Raw genomic sequence first — 24,989 nt, 5'->3', positions numbered from 1 at the left:
TCTACTGGCTGGTGAATGTATAAGTTTTGTTCTTTTCTGTCATGATATCGTATTCCATGGCTACTTTAAGGACAGTCTTTACCTCTGGTAAATTCTTCGCTACCAGGGGTGCCGGAATTGATTCTATAACAAAAAATGGATTTGTATTAAGCCCGGAACTTATCTCAACTTTTTTTCCTGAATAAAACTGAAGGGGCTGATGTACCCGCAAACGCAGATTTCCTCCCAAATGCGACTGTATTACCAGATGTTGAATTTTCCCGTCTTTCCAACTCAGTTCCCTGATTTCAAATCCACCCCTTGCTTTAATTCCGTTTATATATCCATTCGCCCATTCTTTTGGCAAAGCAGGTAAAATATGGACTGCTCCATCAGCAGACTGTATAAGCATCTCCGTGATACCTGAGGTACAACCAAAATTTCCATCAATCTGGAAAGGCGGGTGTGCATCAAAAAGATTGTCATAACTCCCCCCTCCTTCCCCGTTAGTGCCCACCGGTGATAGTTGATTTCTGAGTAGTTGCAAGGCGCGATCACCGTCCTGTAATCTTGCCCACCAGTTGATCTTCCATCCCATGCTCCATCCGGTTGAAACATCACCCCTGTGCTCCAGACTAATCCTTGCCGCCTGAAACAAGTCGGGATTGCGATAGGGTGAAATTTGGTTGGAAGGATACAATCCGTATAAATGAGAAACATGCCGGTGATGATCATTCGGATCATCAATATCTTCCATCCATTCCTGTAACTGTCCGAACCGACCGATACGCATTGGTGATAACTGGTCTCTTAACTGCTTTAAGGAATCCCTAAATGCCTGATCCGTTTTTAACCATTCTGCTGCTCTGATGGTACTGCTGAAGAGGTCAAACGCAAGCTGATTATCCATCGTGGTACCTGCATCCAGAGAGGAACCACCATGAGCAGCCGGTGCATTTTCCGGAGAACTGCCAGGATTGATTACCAGGTATTTTTCTTTCGGATGTGGAATAAGAAAATCCATATAAAAACGGCTTGCTTCCTTTAAAACAGGATAAGCCGTAGCCAGAAATTTGAGATCACCAGTGTACAAAAAATGCTCCCACAAATGCTGGCTGGCCCAGGCGCCACCAGCCACCCACATACCCCAGAAAGCACCATCAATAGGCCCTGTAATCCTCCATATATCCGTATTGTGGTGGGCTACCCATCCCCTTGCGCCATACATGGTTTTAGCAGTTTCCCTGCCTGTTTCAGAAAGTTCCTTTACCATTCGCAGAAAGGGTTCATGCAATTCCGAAAGATTTGTTTTCTCTGCCGGCCAGTAGTTCATTTCTGCATTGATATTGATGGTATACTTACTGTCCCAAGGAGGATACATCCGGTGATTCCAGATTCCCTGCAAATTGGCCGGCTCACCACCAGGTTGAGAAGAAGAAATCAATAAATACCTTCCGTACTGGTAATACAAACTAACCAGTTGAGGATCGTTCCTGTTTCTGAATTTGCGTAATCGTTCATCCGTTGGTTCATTGTTTGCAGCACTAGTCCCGAGGGCAAACTGCACCCGGTTAAAATACTGCTGGTATTGATGAACATGTTCCTTTTTTAAAACGCTGTACGATTTATTGACTGCTTTTTTAAGCCAGGACAAACTTCTCGCCATTTCATCACCACCCAGATCCTTATACGAATTAAAATTGGTTGCGATGGATAGATAGATTTCAGCCGCATCAGCCTGCTGCACCTGAATGCTGGAGTCAGTAGTTAAGATATTACCACCCGTGGTCTTAATCTGAGCAACCGTATAAAATTTGACTTTTCCAGGTACGGTTTCATGATCTGGGGTAGTGCCTTTTAATATCAGCAAGCCATTTTCAACTAATACTGCAGCCCGGGGTTGAGGTGTAGAATACCGTGCTGTAAAACTGAGCATTTTTGCTCTATCCGCTGTAAGCCGAATAACGAGTACACGATCCGTCAAAGAGGCAAATACTTCTCTTTTAAAGGTAACACCATTTGATTCATATCTACTACTTGCTATTGCGTTATCTATATCAAGTTCTCTGTAATAGTTACTGTATTGCTGCTGGCCCTTCATTTCAAGATGCAGCGTTCCCACCGGTGCAAAAAATTGGCCGTGCGATTTTTTTGTAATTATCTGATCATTGGCTAATTGTTCAGCTTCTTTTTGTTTTCCCTCAAATATCAATTTCCGAATGCTGGTCAATGCATTTATAGCAGCCGGATTATCATTCCGGTTCGGACTTCCGCTCCAAACGGTATGTTCATTCAGTGCTATCAGTTCCTCCTCAACATTCCCGTAAATCATAGCACCCAAAAAACCATTTCCAACAGGAAGCGCATTTTCCCATATTTGTCCGGCTGGTTGCCTGTACCATAATTTTAAAGGTTCTTTTTTTTGGGCTGCTGCACTAAAAAAAAGAAAAGAAAAAACCATCAAAAATAGTCGATTCATATGGCGCCCTCCCTGCTGGTAGTTAAATGTAGGCAGAAAATTTCAACCGATTGCAACTCTTATATACCAGCAAATTACTGTTCAGCAACTTTTATACTCCATTCCTGATACGCCGCCTTTAGCTCTTTTATCTTATTTGGAAATTTTGCGGCCAGATTGATCTTTTCCCCCGGATCCGATTGAAGATTTACCAGCATAAGTCCATTTGCATCCAGTTCCGCAGGATTCGATTGCATAGGAGCATGCAATAATTTCCAATCGCCTTTTCTTACTGCCCACTGAGGCGCTTCTTTTGTGCCTCCACTTTGCCAAACAAAAAGCTCATGGGGCGATTTTGCAGTTTCCGATGCGATCAATTTGCGCAAATCCCTTCCATCTAATTTTTTATCAGGTAGTGCCAGCCCGCAATACCCGGCTAGTGTTGGGTACCAGTCGATATTGACTGCAAACTGGTTTCTTGTAACACCCATGGGTAAGCGTCCTGGCCAGCTGATGATCGCCGGCACTCTGATGCCTCCTTCAAACAAACTGAACTTGGATCCCCGCTTCCCAATGGCAGTTCCACCTCCTCCAAAGGTTCTGACTTCTTCAGAATAACCATGATCAGACTGAAATATCACGATGGTATTTTCAGTCAATCCCAATTCATTCAATTTTGCCAGTAAGGCTCCAACCCGTTCATCCATAGCAGAAACAAAAGCTGCATATTCTCTTCGGGGAGACGGGAGCTTTTTATAATACTCCAGCCATTTGGTATCTCCCTGTAATGGATAATGTGGTGTATTCAACGCAAAATAAAGGAAGAATGGATCCTTCCGGTTGTTCTGCATGAAGTTGGCAGCTTCATCTACCATTAAATCCTGAAAATATTTTCCTGGTTCATGAATTTCTACTCCGTTTCTCCATAAATCATGACGATTGGGACCATCCCAATAAAAAAAATGAGAATAATTATCAATGCATCCTCCCATAAATCCAAAGGAGTGATCAAAGCCCTGACCATTCGGCATTGTTTCCGGAGTATACCCAATATGCCATTTCCCAATATGAGCGGTTTTATAACCACCAGCTTTAAATAGCTCAGCCATTGTATATTGTTCTGTTGGCATCCCGGCTACTCCTTTCGTAGAAGATGCATTACCCGGCAATCCCGCACGTTGGGGAACAAGTCCCGTTAACAATGCTGCCCGCGAAGGAGAACATACAGGAGCCGCTGCATAAAACTCAGTAAAGCGCACCCCTCCGCTGGCTAGTTTATCTATATGCGGTGTATATAAATCTTTTGCTCCATAGCAGTTCAGATCAGAATACCCCTGGTCATCGGAATAGATAACAATAACATTGGGTTTTGTCGATTGCGCTGCCAGTTCTCCAATTTTTACAAAAAGAAAAACTGTCAACAGTATCCGCTTTACAACCTTTATGCTCATCTTTTTTTATTTTATAGAAATAAACTGTTCAGGCATATTCCATGCCTCCAGCGAAAGCATCGGCTTCTGACCAGTCGCGGGACTATATTCCAATAACACTGTTCTGCTTTCCCCCGGTAACACTGACACATAATTATCATCATAAAAGACCGGGAGTATGCGTTTTTTCGTAACAGGATCAACCAGCGACAACCGGTTGAAAAAAGAGATCGGTCCACCTGCCGGGGCACTGATGGTTACTGCAATTTTACCTTTCTCCATTTCTTTGGCACTGATCTCCGGTTGAACTTTGCGCATGTTAGCAAGTCCGCTATACTGTCCGGTTGAATCCGGCAGCCAATAGAGATTTTGGGATACGACTTCTTTATCAAGATTCAATATTTTAAGACTCAGAAACACGCCTTCTTCTTTGGCTGCCTGCCGGATTGCACGCTGAATATCCATCACTTTTCGGGTAGTTGCCGGACCAATTTCCGCAAAGACCTGACCCAGGCTACGCTCCTTTCCATCTTTATCAAAAAGGCTCATTACCAGCATCAGATCATACTGATGAACAAATGTATTATTGATCAGGTGTAAACTTGTATCGGCAGGATTGTAGAAGAAATTGACAGGCGCACCTCCCTGTCGCAAACCATACAAACAGGCATTGGGATCCAGGTAATAATCATACATCTGTCCGCGTAAAGCAGTCCAGGGATTCTGCGTTTTCCAGATGATCACTCCCGTATACCAGTCCCACATGCGGGAACTGAATCCCTCCATCAAGGACCGGTACTGATCATAGTTCACCAACTGCGCTTTCATTCCCCAATCTTTTAAATCAGCGGACTTTCCATAGGCATCAATGTATTTTCCATACCCGATGTATTTATGATATTCCCAAACAGAATCTACTGTTTCTCTGCGTATCTCCGTTTTGTAAACAGGTGGCACCAGGTTGGGCGCGGGGATAAACCGTTCCAGTGATGCATAGTCCCCTGCACCTACTGATCCGATCTCGGAATTAAAAGGCCAGGTGCGGTGATTGAAAAATGTTTTGATGTCCTGGATACCATAGGGACCATCCCCATTACCCCCGAGGAAATTATAGGACATATCATCGGAGTTGCTATAATCCACGAACCAGCGCGTGCCATCCAGTTTGGGCAGAATAGAATCGCGCAGCGGAGTTTGAATACTCTGTGGAAGCGTGATCTCATTGCCGCCACACCAGATTGCCAGCGAGGCATGATTGCGAATCATCTTAATCTGATCTGCTGCCGAAATCAAAAACAGGGTATGGTCATCCGGATACTTTCTTCTGGTCCACTGATCGTCTTTTTTCATGGGATCTAACCAGCGACCATTACAATCACCCGAACCCCAAAAGTCCTGCATCACCAACATTCCATATTTGTCGCAGGCCTCATAAAACTCCGGGCGTTCGCTAATGGCTCCACCCCAGATACGAATCAGGTTCAGGTTCATATCCCGGTGAAAACGGATCTCTGCATCATAACGTGCTTCAGTGAAACGTAACATCGCATCTGATATAATCCAGTTACCACCTTTTATAAAAACCGGTTGTCCGTTGACAAAAATCTGTTTGCTTCGGGTAGTAGTATTCCAATCGGCAGTGATTTCACGAACACCCACTTTTATTTCTTCCCGGTCAGCAATTTTTCCTTCGGCCAGGAATTCCAGTTTCAACGGATACAAATACGGCTCTCCATAACCGTTAGGCCACCAAAGTTTAGGATTTACAAGGGAAAAATCCGGCAGCCTAACTTCGGTTGTACTAGTTGGTTTAAGGCTTATAGATTTTGATACGGTTTTACCATCTATCGTATATCTCAGGATTCCAGTAAGAGGCACTGACCTTGTATTTTGCAATTCAGCCGATACTTTCAAGATGGCAGGTTGCTGATTACCAGATGGCTTTCTCTTACCTGGTACCAGGGTTACTACATGCGGGTTCTGCAAATTCACTGAGCCGGTCTTTTCAATGAAGACCTTATCCCATATACCTGTATTCCTGTCGCGTATTGGCTGGATCCAGTCCCACCCTGCCACATATTGATGTCCCACGTTTTTGGCGATGGTTCCATCTCCACCCTGACCCCCATTTGGATTACCTGGTTCGTCCGGCGGAAATACAATTACAGCCAGGCGATTTTTTCCGTCCTTGCGAAGCAACTTAGTGATATTGTACTGCTGCCTCAGGAACATACCTTTATGCAGTTGCCTGTTCAGTTTATGCCCATTGAGATATACATCTGAGCTATAATTTACTCCACGTAAATGAAGCCAGACCTGTTCACCTGCAGCAGCGGTTTCTGAAAACTCTCTTACAAACCAATAGGTATAATAATCCCGACCGGTTTCATAGATATCAGGTATTCGTTTGTTATTCATCCCAATAAATGGATCCGGTATCTGACCATTCGCCAATTGCGTGGTTAATACCGTTCCGGGAACAATTGCGGGCTGCCAGTTGGATAGTTCAAAACCCGGAGCAGAAATATGCTGCCCGTTTTCTTTTACCTGGGTAATAGAGGCCGCTTTCCATTCACCCGTCAATTCATATTTTTTTTGCGCTGTTAGCGAATAACAGCAGGCGCTAAGCCAAAAGAGGATAAATAAATTCTTTTTCATGCTATTCTAAAGATACCCGGTGATTCTTAACCAGACAAGCACTGTTCATATATAAGCATATTTGACCGTTAATAAAGAAGAATGCAGATCCGGTAAAATATCTGGACCCATGTCAAAAAACATGTCCTTATTTGCTATAAAAAATGAGTGAGGCATTTCTTTCCAATGCTGTTATCCTTTGGGAAGAGATCGGTCCGTCTCAGGCCGGAAGCAGCTACTCTATCCAGTCTGACCACTACAAAAATTTATTTCGGTTTTTACAGATAGGGGATTTTTATTCTTTTGTTTTTGATTTCACCAATACTGAAATAGAATTGATGAGCCCTTCTATTCAGCAGGTACTGGGTTTTCCAACCTCATTTGGTGTAAAGGACTTCATGAATAATATCCATCCGGATGATCATCCTTATTTTTTAAATTTCGAACACGCGGCTGTTCAGTTTTTAAGGAATTTGCCTGTTGAGAAAATGGCCAAATATAAAGTGCAATATGATTTCCGATTAAAAAACAGCGAGGGTAACTATATCCGTATTCTTCATCAATCCATTTTAATCAATTACGATGATCAAAAGAATTTTTATAAAACGCTGGTAGTTCATACTAATATCAATCATATAAAACAAACGGGAAAACCATCTCTTTCATTTATTGGAATTGATGGAGAGCCTTCCTACATTGATGTAAAAGCACCAGAACTATTCAGAGCAGGCAATAATCCTTTTACAAAGAGGGAACTGGAAATCCTTCGGCTGATCATTGAAGGGTATAAAACAGAGCAAATTGCAGCTAGCCTTTTTATTAGTATCCATACAGTAAATACGCACAGAAAAAACATCTTAGCTAAATCTGGTGCAGAATCTACAGTTGAGCTTATCAGTAGAACGATTAATAATGGATGGTTGTAGTTGAGGCAATTAAATACCTAGCACTAGGTATTTTTCCCTGTATAGACAGTGACTAGTTTTGCCCCAAAACTAAATTATATTCATTTTACCATGAACCTGACAAAATCCGTATTGCCTTTAGTAATATCAAGCATTGTATGCATAGCATCTATAAGTTGTACTAAACCTGATCAGGGCATGAGTGATCAACCTGGGATTGCGGTTCGAAATAAAGGACAGGCAATTGGTGCCGCCACGAACATTTCACTAAGTCCGAATGGGGGAAGCTTCTCAGTAACTAACCAACCTATCATAGTCGATGTTCCGGCAGGCGCGGCAGCTACCGGAACCATTTTAACAGTTCAGGAAATTTCCAATACCAGTCCGGGTTCAATCGGACCTGCTTTCAGAATTTCAACCAATACAGAGTTAAATGCACCAGTAACGATCAACTATTCTTACCGGGACCTGCTTGATTCCATTGGAATAAATCCGGAATGTACCTTATCGTTATCTGTTCAGGACTCGATAGGCGTATGGTGGATGCACACTGGTCGTACCATTAATCTGGCACAGCAGGTTGTTTCCATTGGCCTGAGAGCAGGAGATGTTGCACTTGTTACCCCTGTAAAGCTTACCCCTGCTTTCAGCACCTTAAGACCCCGGTCAGAAATAGAGCTGGAAGCTGTTGGAACAATTGTAATAGCCCCACAAACAGATATCTGCGATTTCTTCCGCACAGGTGCCAGCCCGGTGGCAATGACGGAGGAATATCTTCTGGACCCTGCACTGGCAGACCGTTGGATATTACTTGCTGAGGGAGAAGGTATCGGAACACTTCAGCCAAACGGTAGTTCTGCAGTTTATAAAACTGCTGATTTCGAGTTGCCTGAAATCAATCCTGCTACAATTCTTTTTTATATGAAAAGCTCACCAAAACCACTCAGTGCGAAAGTATTTGTGCAAACAGATGTTACCGGATTAAGTATCTGGATTGGCAACACACAATACCTTTTTAATGATGCACAGGTAGAACTCGGTATGGATAACGATGGAAGCATGGGCATGTCCTGGGAGGGATCCGATGGCATGGGTAGTATGACCTGGAAACAAAATGCAACCGGCACCTACTCCTGGAATGAAGAAAACACCATGTTCCTTTTTGAACCAACTGGTATTTCACCTCAACAGGCATTTCAGAGTTTCTTTAATGACGGTCGCACGGTAAGTTCGGGAGACATCATCATTACCAAAGCCGGATCAGTTGGTCAGAAAATAAGTGGTACACTTCTTATCCAGGAAGCAGGCAGAACCAATACCGAGAGTGGCAATGGAGAATACCTGGGATCAAGTAAACTGGTGGGCACCTTTAACCTGATGCGTGATTTTTAAATTTTATTGCACACGGAAGGTTGCTTTCAATGGTAGTTCGGAAGAGGATCCGCCGATCATTACGGTAAATTCTCCAGCCTCCACTTTAGGTTTCATATTTTGATCAATTAGGCTAAGGTCTTCCTGCCCCAGGGTAAACCGAATGGCTCTTTGTTCGCCGGCTTTTAGAGCTATCCGTTGAAATTGTTTCAGTTGTTTGTTGGGTTGTACCACAGAAGCCAGCTCATCCCGCAGGTACAATTGCACTACCTCCGTCCCATCAAACATTCCGGTATTTTTTACAATAAAGCTGACTTCAAAACGATGAACGCCGATTGATTGAACATTCAATTGACTGTATTCAAAACTCGTGTAGCTCCTGCCATAACCGAAAGGATATAAGGGCGCTGAACTCAGCTCTACATAATCATGCCCACGTGGATTTTTTTTATTGTAGTAAACAGGTATTTGGCCCACTGATTTTGGAACCGATATTGGCAGCTTACCGGAAGGATTGATATCCCCTTTAATAATTTCCGCGATGGCTGTACCACCTTCCTGTCCGGGATACCAGGCACATAATAAGGCATCCGCATGAGCAGCTGCCCAGTTCATTTCCAATGGACGACCCTGGATATAAACTACAATTACAGGCGTGCCGGTTGCTTTTATTGCTTCCAACAACTCTTGTTGTTTTCCCAGTAAGTTTAATGTAGCTCTATCGAAACCTTCTCCACTTTCAATATCCTGAACAGATTTGGTATCAGCAATGGCAGCACCAGTTTCCTGGTAATTGGTTTGAAAATCTCTTGCACTGGAACCTCCAACTACCACAATGGCAACTTCCGCATTTTTGGCAGCCTGTATGGCAGCAGGAATATCGGTGTTAAGCGTATCCCGAATGCCAACACCCTTTACATAGTTTATTGTTGCAGCTGGAAATTTTGTTTTTATACCCTCATATACCGTAATTATATTTTCAGACTCCTGCGGCGCTGTATAATCGCCTAATTGGTTGTATTGATTATCAGCATTGGGACCAATAACCGCAATCCGGGAAATTGTCTTTTTCAATGGAAGGATATTGTTTTTATTCTCGAGCAGGATGATAGACTGACGCGCAGTTTCTCTTGCAATGACAATAGATTCATTTGTTCGCACCTGTGCTTTTGCCAGTTGTGGATTGACATAGGGATTTTCAAATAATCCCATTTCAAATTTCAGTTTTAGAACCCTGCTAACGGCTTCGTCTAGTTGCTTTATCGAAACCTTTCCTTCCGCTACAGATTGTTTCATCTTAGCGAATGCATTGGCGCCCAAATCCATATCCACACCGGCCTTCAGTGCCAATTCACCTGCTTCCCGGATATCTTTTGCAACGCGATGACTACCCGCCAATCCGTCTATACTGAACAAATCCGACACCACAAAACCACGAAAACCCCATTGCGATTTTAATAAGTCGCGGTACAGGTATTCATTGCTCGTACAGGGTATCCCATCTATGGAATTATAAGCAGTCATAATGGAAAGAGCTCCTGCCTTCACTGCTTGCTGAAAGGGTGGCAGAAAGTTTTCATGGAGTTCACGCTGACCGAGTATTGTGGTATTTCCATTATGCCCACCCTCGGGTATACCATAAGCGATAAAATGTTTAAGGGTGGAGATCACGCTGGAGGGTTTGGAGAGATCACCACCACCGCCTCCTTTCACTGCAGCTACACCCATAGCGGCAGTTAATACCGGATCTTCTCCAAAGCTTTCTTCTACTCTCGACCACCGCGGATCACGTGAGAGATCCATCACCGGGCCATAGCTGATATGTCCACCCTGCAGGCGAATTTCTTTGGCCATTACTCTTGCAGCGCTTTCCACCAATGCAGGATTCCAGGTGGATGCCAAACCAATTCCGGTTGGAAATACGGTGGTTCCAATGGCCATATGTCCATGTGGTGATTCTTCAGCCAGGAAGATAGGAATCCCCAACCGCGAATGCTCCATCACATATTTTTGCAGGGCGTTACCTGCTTTGGCAGCTAATTCCGGATTGAGCCCGGTCTCCAGTGTTTTTTTAGTCCAGGGATCCGCGCGGTATACTCCCCAGAAGGCACCTACATAAGAGGAATCAATCAGCTGTTTGAATTTGGGAGAATAATTGACCTCATTGCCCTTTTTCTCCCACATTTCCCAACCCATGGGACAAAGCAATTGACCGATTTTCTCTTCCACGGTCATACGCTTAAGTAAATCAGCGGTGCGTTGGGAGGCGGAAAGTTTTGGATTTTTATAAGGAAGTGTAGACTGACCAAATAGTGCAGAATTAACTATAACATAAAAAGCAACAGATATTATTCTATTAATCATTTGGAAAAAAATAAATATTAACCAAAACTAGCGTATAGATATTCAGAACCACTATTCATTTCTATCATTAAAGGATTCGATTTTATCCGAATTTTGATATAAAAGCGATCAGATGTCTGAAATATTCAGAAAACATATAGAAAAATTTGTCCTTCTTAGAGATGAAGAATTCAAAGGGATAATGAGCTTTTTTCATTCTATGAAAATATCTAAAAAAAAGAATTTATTAGAAGGGGGACAAATTTGCCGCTACCATTATTTTGTTGAAACTGGTCTATTGCGAAAATTTTTTATTACTGAAAAAGGAGTAGAGCAAACAACTGAATTCGCCATTGAAACCTGGTGGTTGACCGATAATCTGGCGTTTGAACATAAACAGGTTTCCAACTTTTTTATACAGGCAGTTGAGAAATCTGAATTGCTCTATATTAGCAAGGAAAACCAGGAAAACTTAGTCTCCGCATTTCCAGTAATGGAACGGTATTTCAGGTTTGTGTATCAGCGAGCGTATGCAGCTGCACAATTACGTATTAAGTATCTTTACTCATTAACAAAAGAAGAATTTTATTTCAATCTCCTGAAAAAGCATCCGGAATTTGTTCAACGGGTACCACAATACCTAATTGCCTCCTATCTCGGGTTTACTCCTGAATATTTAAGCGAAATCCGAAAGAAAAGGATTTCTTAAACTGGTTTAAGAATATTAGTCCGAAATATTTTCATTTTTGTACTGAAATAGTAGAAGCTAAAAATACAAAACAGGAAATATGAATATTCGGACAGATGCACCGTTTGCTATTAAAGCAATGATGGAATTGGAGCAATTTATTAATCAGACATCAATTCCAAGATCATTAAAAGAACTAATCAAAATAAGAGCCTCCCAAATAAATGGATGTGCTTATTGTATTGATTTGCATTCGAAGGATGCGTTTAAATACGGGGAAAAACTTCAGCGTATTGTAGTCTTATCTGCCTGGAGGGAAGCGAAATATTTATTTACTGAAGAGGAACAGGTTGTTTTATCCATTACCGAAGAAATAACTTTAATTCATCAGAATGGCTTATCAGAATTAACATTGCGTCGAGCAAATCAGTTTTTTAATGATAAGCAAATCGCTGAAATAGTAATGGCAGTAATAACTATCAATTGTTGGAATAGAATTGCAATAAGTAGCCATTTAATAATGGAGTAAAGAAATAAAAAAACTGGAACTCACCTGAAGATTTCAGTTAGCCTTTTTTCTAACGCCGCTCCCCTAAGGTTTTGAGCAATAATTTTACCATCTTTGTCAATTAAATAGTTGAAAGGAATTTCTCCAATCCCATAAGTGAGCAGAGCACTATTATTACCGCCGTTTAATTCACTAACCTGGGGCCAGTTTAACTGATCAGTTTTGATGGCATTGATCCAATTGAGCTTATCAGCATCAGCAGAGACCCCAAAAATCTCAAATCCTCTGGCATGGTACTTATTGTATAGCTTAACAAGTAATGGATTTTCCTTTCTGCAGGGGCCACACCAGGAGGCCCAGAACTCCAGTAAAATGAATTTTCCTTCATAATCAGATAAACTTATCATTTTACCTTCCGGAGATAGCTGCCTGATATCTGTGTATCTATCACCAATATTAATTTCCTTATTAAGTGTTAGAAATTGATCAATTAATATTCCATAAGGACTTTTTTTGCTTTCTTGGGATAACAAATTAAACAAGGGCCTGGATTTATCTTTTCCCCAGATCCGATGATTATTGAACAGTATAAAACTGGCAATAACAGATTTAGGATTGGTAGCAATAAATGAAGCTGATTCATGGTAAATACTCGAATCAAGGGAAGTAATTCTCAATTGTACAGCCGGATCATCGGTTCCAACGTTTCTCCTTAAACTATCTATTTCATACAAATATGGTTGAATACGTTTTTGAAAATTATCGTGTAAGGTATGAGTCCTGCTATTCTTTACCACGGAATTATTGAAATCACCCTTAGATCCGATAAACTCCATTCGGGTCGTTTCTATCCATATTCTTTTATTATCCCGGTAATCCTTTGTATGAACCATTACATTGATTGGGTAATCAGCTTCAACTGTTGAAATATACTTAAACTTGTTACTACGGATCTGTATTGAATCGAATATCTTAACAGGAAACTCAGCGGAAAAATATATCCAGGTACCATCTTCAAAGCCGGTTACAGTACCCAGGATTTCCGCACGTTTTTGAACTGAGTTCCCGTAATCTGGTAACGCATACGATAACAATATCAGTAACAGCGTTTTCATGAATAAACAAAAATAAGACTAATCAGGGTACCACTTTCAATAGAAAACGACCCTCTGTTACATTTAGCGACTGGCTGGAATTATACGCATTTCTTATAATACCCTGAAAACTACCTTCAACCACCTCGTTGGTAATTCGATCGACAACAAACAGAAAATCCTCCTCTTCACCCATTTGGGAATGAAAAAGCTCATCGACGCCTAACCCGTAACGGAAAATCATGATATATGAATAATTGCTCTCCCTGAAAGTTCCGGCAGAAATTGCATTATCCGATTCTATATCAAAACTAAAAAACGGAAAATTATTTTGCACATTCCGGAAGGCTGTTCCCGTGATTGTTTTAGTGGTTTTGTTTGCAATGGCTGTTTGGTTAAATTCAACCAGTTCGCCGTTTACTTTAGCCCGGATAAAATAGTTTCCGTCATTTTTGTTGTCATCAGATTTACTACAGGAAAATAGTAAAACTGCCAGCATTCCATAAATTATACGCTGGAGATTAGATAGGTTTATCATAGTGGATTATTAAATGAAAACGTGTGCAATTGCTGCAATTACAACAGCAGTACTGCTATTAACCGTTTCGGTTTTTATCACTTTACCGTCAACAATTATTTCCAATTTGATGGAAACATTCGTACCGCCAGAACCATTACCATAGCGGAAAGAAAGCGTGGCATTGTCACCGGAATTTAATGTTCTGGTAATTGTCCGACTAAATGGAAACGACTGATTCACCAAATCATTATTACCGCCCGTTTCGTTGGTGAAACTTACAAATGTGAGGGGACCATTCACGCCGGAAAGTCCGGTTATTTTGTACTCAATGGAAACCCTTCTAGGATAACCGGAATCATCGTCTTTGTCACAACCGGTAAATAGAACAACACACAAAAATCCAATCAGGATGGTCTTAAAGGAAAAGATCAATTTCATACTCAAAGTTTAATTTTCAAACTGTACGATCTATCTATTTTAGTTTGTAGCACAGTTCGAAATTAGAAAGCAGAAATTGATAAAAAATTACCCAATGGTAATTTCTATGTATCAAAAATTGGTCTTGTTTAATTGAATGGAGGCTATATGAATATCTCCTTTTTGAGCGGCATTCCGACGAATCAATGAAATTTTTGTCATTCCGGGTGCAGCCACTTTGATGATGCCAACTTTTGTTCGCCTGAATCTCGGCCGGTCACCATCCGCTTCTTTTGCACCTGTTGTTGCTGTTAAATATAAACGCAAAGTATCACTGGCATTATTAAACAAATCAAACTCTGTTCCATCGCTTTCTTTGCAGGCATGATAATCCATTTCCACCTGGTAATAGCCAGGCTCCATGAAGTTTGCCTCCCAACTGGCAGCCCCATCCTGCTGGTTCCATTTATTGATGACCGTACGATGTTTCCATTCACCAAATTTTTCCATCCAGCTTAGTTTATTGAAAGCCGCTCCTTCGGGAGTTGCAAATGCTGCTGATAAGCTTGTCGGATAGTTTGGATCAATCGCCATAGAAGCTTGAACCCTGGGCTCACCATCCAATTCAACCCGAATACATTCCAGCAATTGGTTGGAGGTTCTGACCGGCAGCTCAATTTTCAAAACACCATTATTGAAAGAATACCTAAGCTTTTCATTGGTATTCTTTGTGACCACCGTTTTTATTTTATTTCCGATTCCGGTTAAATAGATACTGGCACCCGGCTTCCAGTCGAACACAAATAGATTCAGGTTATTTTTTGTTACGGTAACATCACCCCAGGGAAATGCCTGCAGCCAGGGAGATGCTGTTGCTCCGTAAATTGCATCGGGATATTGTTTGATCCACTTCCCTACAGTCAGAATTTGATCCACATTAAACTTCGGGAGGGTACCATCTGCTTTTGGCCCGATATTCAGCATATAATTGCCGCCTCTTGCAATTACGGAAACGAGGTCTCTTGCCATTACATCTGCGGTTTTCCAGTTTTCATCGTACCACGCATAACCCCAGGAATCATTGGAGGTATTCACCGCTTCCCATAAGCCCTGAACATTTTTCACCGGGATTTCGTGATCACCATAGGTTTCATAATCTCCGACCCCATTTCCAATCCGGCTATTGATCAAAGCCCTTGGTTGATATTTTCTAACGAGTTTTACCAGTTCAAGCGATTGCTCTTTTGTCATTTCGCCTGGGGTATCAAACCAGATCAGTGAAATTGATCCATAGTTCGTTAGCAGTTCTTTTACCTGTGGGATGCATTTATTCTTAAAATAAGCTGAAAAGGATTGCTTCGGTAGGTCTTTACTCCAGTCGTTGATTTCATGCCAGTCCTGGAATTGAGAATAATAAAATCCCAACCCAATACCTTCTTTAGCGCAGGCAGCGGCGAGCTCTTTCATCGGATCTCTTTTGAAAGGAGTGGCAGTGGTAATGTTAAAGGGATGAAAGGAGTTGAACATGGCAAATCCCTCGTGATGCTTGGCCGTAATCACAATGTATTTCATGCCGGCATTTTTCGCGATCTGAACCCATTCACTCGCATTGAAGCGAACCGGATTAAAAAATTGCGCAGCAGCTTCATATTCTTTAATATCCGCTTGTGCGAGGTACATAATCCATTCACCAATTCCATACAGTGTTTTGCCCTTCCATTGATTGGAATATTGGGAATAAAGTCCCCAATGCAGGAACAACGCATATTTTGATTCGGTAAACCAATCGCTCAGAGGATGTTTTCTACCTACCGCGATAGTATCCCTGGCAGTTTGTTGATTGAAAGCCGTAAGGGATGCCAGGATCAACAATCCGGCTACTGATATTCTTATCATATGATCTGATTGCTAAATACCCAATGAGGAATGAATGATCATTCTGAAATTACCGAATTGAATGAGCAAATCGGCATAATTACGCCATCCAGACAGAATGGTATAAGATTTAGTGAATATTGAACAACAGTAATCAAAACGGAGACGGACTCACTGAGGTCCATCCACCATCTATAACCAGGCTTTGTCCGGTTATATGCCTTGCCTGATCAGCTACCAGGAAGAGTGCTGCTGCTGCAATATCAACAGTAGTAGCCGGCCTGCCCATAGGAGTGATACGCGACCATACGGCTTCATAGTTTTTATCATGCAGGGTTCGCTCAGTTAAGGTGGCCCCGGGAGCTATCGTATTTACATTAATTCTGTATGGAGATAACTCAATCACCAAATTTTTGGCCAGCATTTCAAGGGCCGCTTTCGTCATGGAATAGGCTGCCAGGTCTTTATGTGCCTGGTGGCCGGTTACGGATGACATAAACAGAAGGGATCCCCCGAACCCCTGTATTTTCATTTGGTTGGCAGCAGCCTGTGCAAGAAAAAAACTTCCATTCAGATTTACTTTTATAACACGATTAAAGGAATCTTCCGGATAGGTAAGAAAATCACCAAACAAAGTTATACCAGCATTGGCGATGGCGATATCCAGTCGGCCTGTTTGTTCAACCGCTTTTGCTACAATGCTTCTTATAAACTGGCTATCACTGGAATCACCAGGTACTGCGGTACAGCTGCCGGATTCATTTTGAATTTGCTCAGCAGCCTGGGTAGCTGTATCCGGATCGATATCATTTAAAAACACATGCGCTCCAGCTGCAGCAAGTTGCCTGGCAATTTCAAAACCGATACCAATGCCTGCACCGGTAATAATAGCCGTTTTATCTTGAAAAGTTCCTGTAGTCATAGGTTTTATTAATGAGAATCACGCAGCACTTCGCTACCGGATTTTCCTTTTAAGAAATCAAAATCCGCCCCGAGATGAGCCTGTTCCACATGCGAAACAAATAGTTTGGCATAACCTCTGTGGAATGGATTGACGGGTGCTTGAAGCGCTGCCTTTCTTTTTTCTAATTCCATTTCAGTCACCAGCAAATTCAATTGACGTCCTTTTGCATCCAATTGAATGAGATCACCATTCTGTACCAGCGCCAACGTACCATTCACAGCTGCTTCTGGAGAAATTTGGAGCACCACGGTACCAAATCCTGTTCCACTCATACGACCATCTGAAATGCGAACCATGTCTTTTATTCCTTTTTCCAGTAGTTTTTTGGGCAGACCCATATTCCCCACTTCCGGCATACCTGGGTAACCTTTGGGACCAACATGCTTTAAGACCAGTACTGAATTTTCATCCACCTCCAGATCGGGGTCATCGATTCTAGCTTTATAATCTTCTATGTTTTCAAATACAACTGCTTTGCCTGTATGCTGCATCAGTTTAGGATCCGCTGCAGAAGGTTTCATAACGCCACCACCTTCACAAAGGTTTCCATGTAATACTATAAAACCGGCTAAAGCATTGAATGGTTCCTCCATTGTGGAAATGATTTCCCGGTTGTAGACAGTTGCCTTTTCTATATTCTGACGAACCGTTTTTCCATTAGCGGTTAGGCAATCAAGATGTAATTCATTGCTGAGTTCTTTCATTACAGCCGGAATCCCGCCAGCATAATAGAGGTCTTCCATAAAATACTCACCTGAGGGTTGCAGGTTGGCAAGTAGCGGAATGTTTTTTGAAAGTGTATCAAAATCATCAATGGTCAGCGGCAGCTCAACCCGACCTGCAATAGCCAGCAAATGAATAACAAAATTGGTAGAGCCCCCAATTGCTGCATTTACTTTGATGGCATTTTCGAAAGCAGCACGGGTAAGTATAGCCGAAGGTGTAAGATTTTCCCGTACCATATCCACAATTCGCTTACCGGAGAGTTGTGCCAATACTTTTCTTGCAGCATCTACTGCAGGGATCGCTGCATTTCCTGGTAAGGATAATCCCAGGGCCTCTACCATACTTGCCATAGAAGAGGCAGTCCCCATCACTGCACAATGACCTTTACTCCGGCACATGCCAGCTTCCGCCAGATTCAGTTCTTCCTCCGACATGATACCGGTTCTGACATCTTCAGAAAACCGCCAAAGATCGCTGGTACCAATATCCCGGCCTTTAAATTTTCCGGTCAACATGGGACCACCGGATACAACAATGGAAGGAATATCTACGCTACAGGCGCCCATCACCAGTGCAGGTGTTGTTTTATCGCAACCACAGAGCAACACGACCCCATCAATAGGATTGGCACGGATGGATTCCTCTACATCCATGCTAACCAGGTTGCGGTAGAGCATAGCTGTAGGTTTGATCAGGGTTTCTCCGAGCGACATAACAGGAAATTCAACCGGGAATCCGCCTGCTTCAATGATCCCCTTTTTTACAGACTCTGCCAGTTCACGAAAATGTCCGTTACAGGGAGTAAGCTCCGACCAGGTATTACAGATCCCGATAACCGGTTTTCCCTGAAGTTCATAATCGGGTATTCCCTGGTTCTTCATCCAGGCCCTGTAGATAAATCCGTCCTTTCCTTTTTTCCCGAACCATTGCTGGCTTCTGAGTGATTGCTCCATTTGGGTATGTTTATGACCCGCCAGCTATAGAGGTAATACAGGCGGCAACTAAATGTAATTAACTTTTGGAAGAAGAGTTGAAAGCGGATTCAAAATTGTTCTTGTAAATTACATATACACAAACCTATTTTATGCGGATTGCTCTATTTCTGCTGATTCTGTATATGTGTTTTCCAGTTGACGGAAAAACACAAACAAATCAAAAGGAATCAATCCTAACAAAGGATCAGCTTTTATTTCTTGAACAATTAACCAGAGATGTCCTGGAAGCATCCAGAATATATCCTGGACAATTCATTTCAAATGAATTTGGGACTAATAAAACCGGGGGTACGCTAATCAGACCCGGCGGAAGAAATGCCTATCCCTCCTTCTGGATAAGGGATTATGCGATGTCATTAGAAACAGGCTTTATTTCGGTAGCTGAACAAAAGCATATGTTAGAATTAACAGCCTCTACACAGTGTGATCAGGCCTGGATCACAAAAGGAGGAAGTCTGGTTCCCGTTGGTTCGGTTGCGGATCATATCAGGATTGATGATGGCAAGCCGATTTATTTTCCCGGCACCTATGATTTTGAAAACCAGGGAACTCCGGAGTTTGGAACTTTGCCACCATTTTGCGATCAGTTCTTTTTTATTCATATGGCGCACTATTACGTAGCGCAAAGCCGTGATCGAAAAATTCTCAAAAAGGAAATAAATGGGAAACGATTGATAGACCGGCTAAAGGCTGCTTTTCATATGCCGCCTTCCAATGTCAAAACACATATGGTATATGCTACAGAAAAAATGAGAGGGGTGGATTTTGGATTCAGAGATGTCCAGACTATAACCGGTGATTTAAGTTTTGCATCTATTCTAAAGTACAGGGCAGCCAATGAACTTGCAGATTTACTGGAACTGGTTCAATCACAGGAGGCAATGCAGTACCGAAAGATGGCAGAGAAGATTAAAACTTATTTACCAGGCATATTTTCTGATAAAAGAGGAATGTTACTGGCTTCAACAGGCAGAAGCGCGCAACCAGATGTTTGGGCTACGGCTCTCGCTGTTCATCTTAGTCTGCTGGAGGGAGATGCTGCAATGAGCGTATCCAAACTTTTTGTTGATGCCTATAAAGCTGGCAGTTTAAGTTATAAAGGCAATATCCGGCATATACTTACAACAGATGATTTTAATGAGAATACTGCCTGGGAAATTTCACTTTCTCCCAAAAACTTATATCAGAACGGGGCTTACTGGGGAACTCCAACCGGATGGGTAGTAAATGCCATTAAACTTTCAGACCCTGGTGCTGCAACTGCGCTTGCCCGTGAGTATATAGCTGAGTTAATAGAAAATGATTTCCGCAAAGGCGAAACATTCGGAGCGCCCTATGAGTGTTTTAATCCATCCGGATATAATCAGAATCCAGTTTATCTGACATCTGTTGCTTGTCCGCTGGTTGTTTTCAGAAAATTGTAGGCCAAAACAATTCAATGGATTAATGGAGGATCCTTCAACCGGACTACTTATACACTCCTTTAAATGTTCCATTGGGCTGAACGGATATAAAGTATACCGGTTTGTTGTTTTGGAATGTGAAAGTTATACTGTATCCCAGTTTATTTTTAACGGTGAATAAATCTTTTGCAACAGGTACCAATTCACTATCCGAATCACCACTAACTTTCGCAATCAATTTGCCGCTTTGTAGTTCAATAACAACTGGCAGGTTGTAATACTCCAATATATAGACACCTGTATATTTTTTTAAGTCAGCAAGTGGTAATTGATAGGGCTCCTGTTTAGTCAGAACATTTAATTTTTGCAGGGTAATGGCATTCATTGTAATTGTCAATGCCTTTTCATAATTCATTATTGCATTAACCGTATCTTTTTTTGCAGCAAAAAAATCACCATAGGAATCAAAAACATTGCTGCTGGAAGGATAGTTCTCTATATTCATTTTAAAATAAGCTCCTGCTTTATTGTACTGTTTCTTTCTCAGAGCATCGTAGCCCAAATAATTAATGAGCGTTTCAGGCGGACTTGATTTATAACCTAATTCCGATGAAATTTTTTGGTAATGTGTTTGTAATCTTTCTACAATCCGGGTGCTCGTATCAATAAAATCTTTTTCTAAAGCGTCAAAAGAATAAAAATTAAAAATAAAGCGTAACCCATCATATTCAGTTATCAATGGTACGGTGTTGTGTCTGTCCTGATCATAATACTTATAAGCATATTTCAATTGAATTGAATTTGTTTGCAGGAATCGATCAAACTTCATTATTGCACGTACAGGTTTTGTTTCATTAGTTTTGTCATCATTAACAGTTGCGAGTGTCGTTCCGAGTGCTAGTGGATTAGCAATGCCAATAAACAACTTTTTATTGCTTAGCTGCTGATTACGTAAGTGGAACAGATACTGATTCAGGTATTTTTCATTGTTATACCACAAACTTGGATCAATGGCAATGTAGGCATTAAACAGAGACGGATAATGAACCAGCAAATCAATTACGGTAAGTCCGCCTAAGGAATGTCCCACAATTACTTTATAAGGTGCAGTTGGATAGCGTTCCTCAATATATGGCATCAATTCAGCCGATAGGAAATTCATGAAAGGATTCGCCTTCTCAATCTTTTCTGAAGCCGGATAGAAAGGTACTAAATCCCTGAATCGATTGGTATTTTCAATGCCGACCACTATCATCTCCGGTAATACACCATTTCCGTTGGCCTGGCTTAATTGTTGGATTATACCAATGGTGGAATAAAAATGCGCCTCCCCATCCAATAAATACAAAACCGGGTATCGCTTGCCTGGTTGCTCAAGAGAAGATGTATTGGTCGGAGAATACACCCAGATCTTTCTGTTTTCATGCAAGATGCTGGAATGAATCGTTTCTATTTTTCCTATTGTGATGGGCTGCGACTGCTGGGCAGATACAAACTCATAGATTAATACTACTATGAGGATAAGTATACTATTTTTCATGTTGATCAGTTTATTCTATCAACATAAAAATAATATATATTTATTGTTTTTCAATAAATATTTGTCATATAATAAAATATTTTTGCCTCGAAGAGTACTATAAAAAAAGCCTGCAACCATTTCTGTTACAGGCTTTTACTTCTTTCTATTTCAGATTTTCAGCGGAGAGAGCGGGATTCGAACCCGCGATACCCTTTAGAGGTATACACACTTTCCAGGCGTGCTCCTTCAACCACTCGGACATCTCTCCAAACTTTACCCGACCGGTGCCACCCGAGCGGTGGGACCCGACCGGTAAAATCGGGACGCAAATATAGGGTTTCTCAGGGATTCGTCAATTCCCCCCGTAAGGAAGTTTCCAATAATTCATGCAACCGGCGCCGGGAGGGCTTTTGGGCCAAAAGGAACATCAGTTTGGCGAGGGTGGCTTCAAAAGTCATGTCGTGACCCGATACCACGCCCATCTCTTTCAAAGCCCTGCTGGTTTCATACATCCCCAGCTCCACCGAACCACCATCACATTGCGTGATATCAATAACAGTAAGCCCCTTATCAATTGCCCGCTTTACTGCTGCTAAAAACCAGGGCGCCGTAGTCGCATTGCCACTTCCAAAGGTTTCCAATATCACGGCCTTTGCACCCGGAGTTTGCAACACCGCCTCTACCGTTGCCTCGGTAATTCCGGGAAAGATCTTCAACACCGCCACCGCCGGATCCAATTTCTTGTGCACCTTCAGCGGCTGCTCGGCATGCTTCAGCAAAAACTCTTTTTTATACTTGATATTGATTCCTGCTTCCGCCAGCGCCGGATAATTCATGGAATAAAAGGCCTCAAACTTCTCGGCATTGTACTTCTTGGCGCGGTTCCCGCGAAACAGACTGTAATCAAAATAGATACATACCTCCGGCACAATTGCCTTGCTGCCCTTACGCGCCGCCGCAATTTCCAGGGCCGTGATGATATTCTCCTTGGCATCCGTCCGGATCTCCCCTATTGGCAGCTGCGATCCGGTCAGCACCACCGGCTTGGATAAATGCTCCAGTAAAAAGCTAAGGGCGGAAGCTGTAAAGGCCATCGTATCCGATCCATGTAAAATCACAAAACCATCAAAAGCTGAATAGTTTTTCTCAATGATTATCGCTAACTCCACCCATACTTCCGGTGTCATATTGGAGGAGTCCATCGGCGGATTAAAGGCATGCACTTCCACTTCATAACCCAACTTTACAATCTCGGGTATATTATCCCGGATCTCTTTAAACCCAATTGGTTTTAAGGCACCTGTCAGTGGATCCATCACCATACCAACAGTGCCCCCGGTATAGATGATGAGTATCCGGGGTGTGTTTCTGTTTTTTCTCATATGTCAGTTCGTGCTGTTAAGGCTGGTATTGAAAGAGCCGGTTGGCATTCGCGGTGGTAATCTCACCAATTTCTTCTATACTTATCTCATACACTTCCGCCAACTTTTCGGCTATGGGTAACAGATAGGAAGGCTGATTTCGTTTACCCCTGTACGGTACCGGCGATAAATAAGGAGCATCGGTTTCCAATACAATATGCTCCATTGGTATATGTTTCAACACTTCCGGCAATCCGGCTTTTTTGTACGTCACCACTCCACCGATCCCCAGGTAAAATCCCAGTTTCACCACCTCCTTTGCCAACTCATAACTGCCTCCAAAACAATGAAAGACCCCACTGAGTCCCCCATCCTGCTGGGCTTTTACCTCTTTAATACATTCCAATGTGGAGTTCCTGGAATGTATCGATACCGGTATCTTATAATGTTTCGCCAACTCCAGTTGCCGGCGAAAGGCCTCGTACTGCTGCTGATCATAATTTCGATCCCAATAAAAATCAAGTCCGATCTCCCCCACCGCTGCAAAGGGTCGTTTGGCCAGCCAATCCTCCACTTTTCGTAGTTCTTCTTCGTAGTTCTCCTTTACATAACAGGGATGCAAGCCCATCATGGCGATACAATAACCAGGATAAACTTCCTCCAGTTTTAACAGGGCTTCGTGCTCAGCAGAATCAATTGCTGGCAGGTAAATGCGTTGAACACCAGCGGATTGCGCAGCTTCCACCACCTCTTTTACATCAGCCTCAAACTCCTCTACATATAAATGACAATGGGTATCGATTAACCTCATCCGGCAAATTTCCAGAAAATTTTATTCCTTTTTAAACGTTTTACATGCAACCCTTTCTAATCTCTAAAGATTTAGAAAACTCAAATCACCTTTTATGAAAATGAACCACCCAAAGAAATCACTCTTCCTGATGGCCACTGCTGTCCTTGTTATCGGCTTTTCAAGCTGCTCCAAAAACAACGACGCCCAGGTTGACCGCGATCCCGAACTGACCCAGGCTACCGTAGAAGCGGAAGCCGAAGCAGAACTCATGTACGATGATGTATTTAATAATGTAATGGGCGCCGATCAGCAAGTAGCAATTGGCGGTACCGGCGTTTTCCAGTCTGCTAACAGCGACCAGCCAGGTCCCTTACAAAGTACCTGCTTTACCCTGACACTCACCAAAACCGGCGATGGTTTCCCAATCACCGTTACTGTAGATTTTGGCACGCAAGGCTGCCTCGGTCGCGATGGCAGAACCCGCAAAGGCAAGTTCAGCACAGTTTATACCGGCCATATGATCCTGCCAGGCAGCAAAGCCACCACCACATTTACCAATTATTATGTAAATGGAGTGAAAGTAGAAGGCACTCATACACTCGAAAACAAGAGCACCGCCAACCAGTGGGCCTTTGAAACCAGGGTGATCGATGGTAAACTGAGCCGGGAGAACGGCAACCAGATCAACTGGAACCGCGTTCGCACCTTCAACATGATTTCCGGCTCCGGTACCCCCTATGTGCCTACTGATGATGTGTTCGCCATTACCAGCAATGGCTCCGGTACTGTTACTATTGGCGACAAAACAGGTACCTGGACCAGCACCACCACCAAACCCCTGGAAAAGGCTTTCAGCTGTCGTTGGATCAGTGCCGGCACCCAGGAAATCCAGCGCCTGAATGGCAGAAAAGCCAGCCTGGACTTTGGAAACGGCGAATGTGACAATAAAGCCACCATCACGGTAAATGGGGTTTCCCGAGAAATTACTTTGAAGTAATAA

At 42.5% G+C, this 24,989-nt stretch carries 19 protein-coding genes and 1 tRNA gene; 6 read left to right on the top strand and 14 right to left on the bottom strand.

The genetic code is table 11. The features are described 5' to 3' along the window. Position 1: 1 nt before the first annotated feature. The 3 genes from MD536_RS17250 to MD536_RS17240 form a co-directional block, all read right to left on the bottom strand. Positions 2-2,458 (bottom strand): glycoside hydrolase family 95 protein, encoded by a 2,457-nt coding sequence (locus MD536_RS17250; protein ID WP_239602401.1) that lies wholly within the window; start codon positions 2,456-2,458, stop codon positions 2-4. A gap of 74 nt (positions 2,459-2,532) precedes the next feature. Next, positions 2,533-3,888, bottom strand: coding sequence for a sulfatase-like hydrolase/transferase (locus MD536_RS17245; protein ID WP_239602399.1), 1,356 nt, complete (start codon positions 3,886-3,888; stop codon positions 2,533-2,535). Between the two features lie 6 nt (positions 3,889-3,894). Next, positions 3,895-6,525 carry a glycoside hydrolase family 2 protein gene (locus tag MD536_RS17240; RefSeq protein ID WP_239602397.1) on the bottom strand — a complete coding sequence of 877 codons (2,631 nt, stop codon included), beginning with the start codon at positions 6,523-6,525 and terminating at the stop codon, positions 3,895-3,897. Between the two features lie 143 nt (positions 6,526-6,668). Between MD536_RS17240 and MD536_RS17235 the strand changes: the two genes are divergently transcribed. Beyond that, positions 6,669-7,430 carry a response regulator transcription factor gene (locus tag MD536_RS17235; RefSeq protein WP_239602395.1) on the top strand — a complete coding sequence of 254 codons (762 nt, stop codon included), beginning with the start codon at positions 6,669-6,671 and terminating at the stop codon, positions 7,428-7,430. A gap of 177 nt (positions 7,431-7,607) precedes the next feature. Next, positions 7,608-8,801 (top strand): hypothetical protein, encoded by a 1,194-nt coding sequence (locus MD536_RS17230; RefSeq protein ID WP_239602393.1) that lies wholly within the window; start codon positions 7,608-7,610, stop codon positions 8,799-8,801. Between the two features lie 3 nt (positions 8,802-8,804). Here MD536_RS17230 and MD536_RS17225 read toward each other — a convergent pair whose 3' ends face one another. After that, the gene (locus MD536_RS17225; protein ID WP_239602391.1) at positions 8,805-11,144 is read right to left on the bottom strand and encodes a glycoside hydrolase family 3 N-terminal domain-containing protein; all 2,340 of its coding nucleotides are present in this window, start codon (positions 11,142-11,144) and stop codon (positions 8,805-8,807) included. Between the two features lie 112 nt (positions 11,145-11,256). Between MD536_RS17225 and MD536_RS17220 the strand changes: the two genes are divergently transcribed. Both MD536_RS17220 and MD536_RS17215 read left to right on the top strand, forming a co-directional pair. Continuing rightward, positions 11,257-11,832 carry a Crp/Fnr family transcriptional regulator gene (locus tag MD536_RS17220; protein WP_239602389.1) on the top strand — a complete coding sequence of 192 codons (576 nt, stop codon included), beginning with the start codon at positions 11,257-11,259 and terminating at the stop codon, positions 11,830-11,832. 79 nt (positions 11,833-11,911) lie between these two features. Further along, positions 11,912-12,340, top strand: coding sequence for a carboxymuconolactone decarboxylase family protein (locus tag MD536_RS17215; protein WP_239602387.1), 429 nt, complete (start codon positions 11,912-11,914; stop codon positions 12,338-12,340). A 20-nt stretch (positions 12,341-12,360) separates the two neighbouring features. On the opposite strand, the gene MD536_RS17210 is transcribed toward MD536_RS17215, so the two are convergent. The 6 genes from MD536_RS17210 to MD536_RS17185 all read right to left on the bottom strand — a co-directional run bounded on the left by MD536_RS17210 (position 12,361) and on the right by MD536_RS17185 (position 18,868). Beyond that, positions 12,361-13,434, bottom strand: coding sequence for a TlpA disulfide reductase family protein (locus tag MD536_RS17210; RefSeq protein WP_239602385.1), 1,074 nt, complete (start codon positions 13,432-13,434; stop codon positions 12,361-12,363). A 22-nt stretch (positions 13,435-13,456) separates the two neighbouring features. Then, complete coding sequence (locus MD536_RS17205) at positions 13,457-13,951, bottom strand: hypothetical protein (protein ID WP_239602384.1); 495 nt, start codon at positions 13,949-13,951, stop codon at positions 13,457-13,459. A gap of 9 nt (positions 13,952-13,960) precedes the next feature. Next, entirely contained in the window at positions 13,961-14,371 is a 411-nt protein-coding gene (locus tag MD536_RS17200) for a hypothetical protein (RefSeq protein WP_239602383.1), read from the bottom strand. 111 nt (positions 14,372-14,482) lie between these two features. After that, positions 14,483-16,246, bottom strand: a complete 1,764-nt coding sequence (locus MD536_RS17195; protein WP_239602381.1) for an alpha-L-fucosidase — start codon at positions 16,244-16,246, stop codon at positions 14,483-14,485. Positions 16,247-16,379: 133 nt separating this feature from the next. Beyond that, positions 16,380-17,147: an SDR family NAD(P)-dependent oxidoreductase gene (locus tag MD536_RS17190; protein ID WP_239602379.1), complete on the bottom strand. Its 768-nt coding sequence runs from the start codon at positions 17,145-17,147 to the stop codon at positions 16,380-16,382. Positions 17,148-17,155: 8 nt separating this feature from the next. Further along, on the bottom strand, positions 17,156-18,868 hold the full coding sequence (locus MD536_RS17185) for an IlvD/Edd family dehydratase (protein ID WP_239602377.1): 1,713 nt from the start codon (positions 18,866-18,868) through the stop codon (positions 17,156-17,158). 131 nt (positions 18,869-18,999) lie between these two features. Between MD536_RS17185 and MD536_RS17180 the strand changes: the two genes are divergently transcribed. Then, positions 19,000-20,334, top strand: coding sequence for a hypothetical protein (locus MD536_RS17180; protein ID WP_239602375.1), 1,335 nt, complete (start codon positions 19,000-19,002; stop codon positions 20,332-20,334). A 43-nt stretch (positions 20,335-20,377) separates the two neighbouring features. Here MD536_RS17180 and MD536_RS17175 read toward each other — a convergent pair whose 3' ends face one another. The 4 genes from MD536_RS17175 to MD536_RS17160 all read right to left on the bottom strand — a co-directional run bounded on the left by MD536_RS17175 (position 20,378) and on the right by MD536_RS17160 (position 24,007). After that, positions 20,378-21,853, bottom strand: a complete 1,476-nt coding sequence (locus tag MD536_RS17175) for an alpha/beta hydrolase-fold protein (RefSeq protein WP_239602374.1) — start codon at positions 21,851-21,853, stop codon at positions 20,378-20,380. 162 nt (positions 21,854-22,015) lie between these two features. Continuing rightward, positions 22,016-22,103: transfer RNA gene (locus tag MD536_RS17170), tRNA-Ser, on the bottom strand. A 73-nt stretch (positions 22,104-22,176) separates the two neighbouring features. Further along, on the bottom strand, positions 22,177-23,217 hold the full coding sequence (locus MD536_RS17165) for an asparaginase (protein WP_239602372.1): 1,041 nt from the start codon (positions 23,215-23,217) through the stop codon (positions 22,177-22,179). A 16-nt stretch (positions 23,218-23,233) separates the two neighbouring features. After that, positions 23,234-24,007, bottom strand: coding sequence for a TatD family hydrolase (locus MD536_RS17160; protein ID WP_239602370.1), 774 nt, complete (start codon positions 24,005-24,007; stop codon positions 23,234-23,236). Positions 24,008-24,101: 94 nt separating this feature from the next. Between MD536_RS17160 and MD536_RS17155 the strand changes: the two genes are divergently transcribed. Further along, a complete protein-coding gene (locus MD536_RS17155) occupies positions 24,102-24,986 on the top strand; it encodes a hypothetical protein (protein WP_239602368.1) in 885 nt (294 codons plus the stop codon). Positions 24,987-24,989: the final 3 nt, after the last annotated feature.

Origin of the sequence: Flavihumibacter cheonanensis (assembly GCF_022352215.1) — a bacterium.
Lineage (GTDB): Bacteria > Bacteroidota > Bacteroidia > Chitinophagales > Chitinophagaceae > Flavihumibacter > Flavihumibacter cheonanensis.
Note: the sequence above shows the minus strand (reverse complement) of the source record. Positions and strands in the feature narration are given on the sequence as shown.